Origin of the sequence: Kribbella sp. (assembly GCF_035655035.1) — a bacterium.
Taxonomy (GTDB): domain Bacteria; phylum Actinomycetota; class Actinomycetes; order Propionibacteriales; family Kribbellaceae; genus Kribbella.
The window spans coordinates 1-3,116 of record NZ_DASRVN010000747.1 but is presented as its reverse complement, the minus strand read 5'-3'; the positions used below and the strand labels follow the sequence as shown (position 1 = coordinate 3,116).

General features: G+C 69.2%; 5 protein-coding genes. 4 read left to right on the top strand and 1 reads right to left on the bottom strand.

Translation table 11 applies throughout. From position 1 onward, the window contains the following. Both VFF46_RS38265 and VFF46_RS38260 read left to right on the top strand, forming a co-directional pair. The coding region (locus VFF46_RS38265; protein ID WP_325042170.1) for an A24 family peptidase at positions 1-495 on the top strand (495 nt) is incomplete at its 5' end. A gap of 145 nt (positions 496-640) precedes the next feature. Beyond that, the gene (locus VFF46_RS38260) at positions 641-1,297 is read left to right on the top strand and encodes a response regulator transcription factor (protein WP_325042169.1); all 657 of its coding nucleotides are present in this window, start codon (positions 641-643) and stop codon (positions 1,295-1,297) included. Here VFF46_RS38260 and VFF46_RS38255 read toward each other — a convergent pair. Further along, entirely contained in the window at positions 1,294-2,214 is a 921-nt protein-coding gene (locus tag VFF46_RS38255; RefSeq protein ID WP_325042168.1) for an NADP-dependent oxidoreductase, read from the bottom strand. The genes VFF46_RS38260 and VFF46_RS38255 overlap by 4 nt on opposite strands. Before the next feature lie 102 nt (positions 2,215-2,316). On the opposite strand from VFF46_RS38255, the gene VFF46_RS38250 reads away from it, so the two are divergent. Further along, on the top strand, positions 2,317-2,712 hold the full coding sequence (locus tag VFF46_RS38250) for a helix-turn-helix domain-containing protein (protein ID WP_325042167.1): 396 nt from the start codon (positions 2,317-2,319) through the stop codon (positions 2,710-2,712). Further along, positions 2,709-3,116, top strand: a 408-nt coding sequence (locus VFF46_RS38245) for a DUF2064 domain-containing protein (RefSeq protein WP_325042166.1), incomplete at its 3' end; no start/stop codon positions are given. The genes VFF46_RS38250 and VFF46_RS38245, both read left to right, overlap by 4 nt.

Genomic DNA, 3,116 nt, shown 5'->3' with positions numbered 1-3,116 from the left:
GCGGTGCGGCTCGGGTCGGTTGCCGCGCTCCCGGCGTACCTGTGGTTCGTTGGTGCCGGGGTGGCCCTCGCCTTGATCGATCTCGACGTACGGCGGTTGCCCAACGCCATCGTGCTTCCGTCGTACCCGGTACTCGCTGTGCTGCTTGCGGGCGCGGCGGCGTGGCAGCACGACTGGTGGGCTCTGGAACGCGCCGCGATCGGTGCAGTGGGGTTGTTCGCGTTCTACCTGTCGCTTGTGCTGGTGTATCCGGCCGGCATGGGGTGGGGAGACGTGAAACTCGCCGGCCTGGCCGGAGGTGTACTGGCGTTCCTCTCGTGGCAGACGTTCCTGGTCGGCGCGTTCGCCGCGTTCTTGCTCGGGGCAATCGTCGGCATTGCCGTACTGGTAAGCGGGCGTGGCGGTCGCCGGACCGCACTGCCGTTCGGCCCGTTCATGATCGGCGGCGTACTGCTGGCCGTGTTCGCGGCGGTTCCGCTCGGGTCCTTCGGCTGAGCCCGGAACTTGGTTACCACGCGTTTAGGTCGTTTAGATTAAAAGCACCTGGCGTGAGAGGCGTAACAGACCGTTATGCAGCCCCGATCATAGTTACAGCAGGTGATAGTCGTCACTTTGCGCAGGGGCACCGCGGGGGACCAGCATGAGCAAATCGATCACCGTCGTCATCGTCGACGGACACACCCTGACCCGGTACGGCTTGGTCCGGCTGGTCAGCAGCGGGGCGGAGATCACCGTCGTGGCGGAATCCGGCCTCGGTGCGGACGCCGCCGCGATGATCGCGTCCGCGCAACCGGATGTCGTCGTACTCGACGTCCTGCTGCCCGACCTGGACGGTCTCGACCTCGCCCGGGAGCTCCGGCACCGCCACCCGTCGCTCGGCATCGTCGTACTGACGTCCGACGACCACGACGACGTGCTGTTCCGGGCCCTGGACGGCGGCGCGTCGGCCTTCGTCGCCAAGACCGCCCCGAACGCCGAACTGCTCGGCGCGATCCGGCACGCCGCAGTCGCCGCCTCGTCCTTCACGGCGACCGGTCTGGCATCCGCGCTCGCCCGCCGCAGTCAAGCCCTCGAGCGGGGGCACGCACTGAGCCCTCGGGAGCGGGAGGTGCTCGCTCTGCTCGCCGGCGGCCAGTCCGTGCCCGCGATCGCGTCTGCAATGTTCGTCAGCCTGTCGACGGCCAAGACGTACGTCTCACGCCTCTACGACAAGCTGGGCGCCACCAATCGGGCCAACGCGATCATGACCGCGTTGCGCCTCGGCCTGATCAGCGCAGAACTGCCTGTGGCCGTTTAAGGAACCAGTACCAACCGGCCGCGGACACCGCCCTTCGCGAGTCGGCTGTACGCCGGTACTGCGTCGGTGAGCGGGTACGTGTCTGCTACCCGGGTACTGATGGCTCCCGCCGCGGCCAGCTGGCTGAGCTGGGTCAGCTGCGGCCGGTTGGCGTGGACGAAGACCTGGTCGACGGTGATACCGCGCAGATGCGGCGGCTTCGGACCGCCTTGCAGATGAGCGTGACGGCCGTGGTTGCGGACTGCTTCCTGTGCGCCGATTCCGATCACGGCCGCGTCCAGCAAGCCGTCGACGCCCGCCGGTACGATCCGGCGTACTTCAGTCGGTCCTGGTACGAAGTGGTCCGCGCCAAGTCGGCGTACCAGCTCCTCGTCCTGTGCTGCCGCGCTGGCGATCACCTGCAGGCCGAAGTGGTGCGCGAGCTCGACCGCGTAGCCGCCGACACCACCTGCGGCACCTGTCACGAGTACGGTCTGCCCAGGCGTCAGCTTCAGCGTGTCTAGTGCCTGCAGAGCGGTCAGTGCATTCAGCCCGATCGTCGCCGCGGCCACGGGGTCCATGCCTTCCGGTGCGGGTGTGACCGCGTCCGCGTCGAGTACGACGTACTCCGCATGCGTCTTCAGCGGGCGGCCCAACAGGTCCGCCACGCCGATCACGGCCGTACCGGGGGAGAGGTCCGTACCGGGCCCCGTCGCGTCGACCGTGCCGGCGACGTCCCAGCCGAGCCCGAACTGCTCTCTCGAAGCCGTCAGACCGAACGTGACGGCAAGGCCCCCCGCCACCGCGAGGTCGACGGGGTTGACCGCGGCGGCCGCCACCTTGATCCGTACCTGGCCGGCATCCGGCTCGGGTACGGCGGTCTCGATCAACTCGATCGCCTCCGGCCCGTCGAGCCGCCGGGCCACCAGTGCGCGCATATCGTTCTCTCCTTGGTTGGTGATGTGCACACCACTGTGGGAGAGCTACTCTCTGCTGGGAAGTACGTACTTCGGAGTGCGTACCGCACGAGGAGGAGAGCCATGCCGACCCGCACCGCGGCCCAGCGCCGCGAGGAGGCAGCCCGCGAGTACGACGCGTTCCTGGCGACCTGCCCCGCGCGGCAGCTCCTGGACCGGATCAGCGACAAGTGGGTGACGCTGATCCTCACGGCCCTCGCGGACGGGCCGCAGCGGTACTCCGACCTGTCCCGCCGGATCGCCGGCGTCAGCCAGAAGATGCTGACGCAGACACTGCGCTCGCTGGAACGCGACGGCCTCCTGACCCGCTCGGTCACCCCGTCCGTACCCGTTCGCGTCGACTACGATCTGACTCCACTGGGCCGCACACTGATGCCTCTCATCTCCTCCATCAAGACCTGGGCCGACGGCCACATGCCCGAGGTCGCCGCCGCTCGAACCGCCTACGACCGCTCATGACGGACCGCCGCGTGGTAGTCGTCGTCGTACCGGCCGCCGGGACGTGGGCCCCGCCCGGCCGTGACCCCGAGGCGTGGCGGCTGGCGCTGGCCGAGGATACGTACGAAGTACTCGCCGCCCTGGACCGGGTCGACGTCGCCGTCGCGGTCCCCGGTGACGACGACGCCGTGGCCGAGCTCAGCGCGTTGACCTGGCCCGGTACGCCGACGTACGCCGTCGACCCCTTGAGACCTGTCCTGCACGCGGTCGAACTCGCCGGCCCGGCCGCCGCGGTCGTCGCGGTGTCGCACGACGTACCGGACCTCCCCGGGTTGCTGATCGGCAAACTGTTCCGCGCCCTCAGCCACGCCGACATCGCGGTCACCCCCGCCGAGGACGGCTCGCTGGCCGCGATCGGCGTCAAC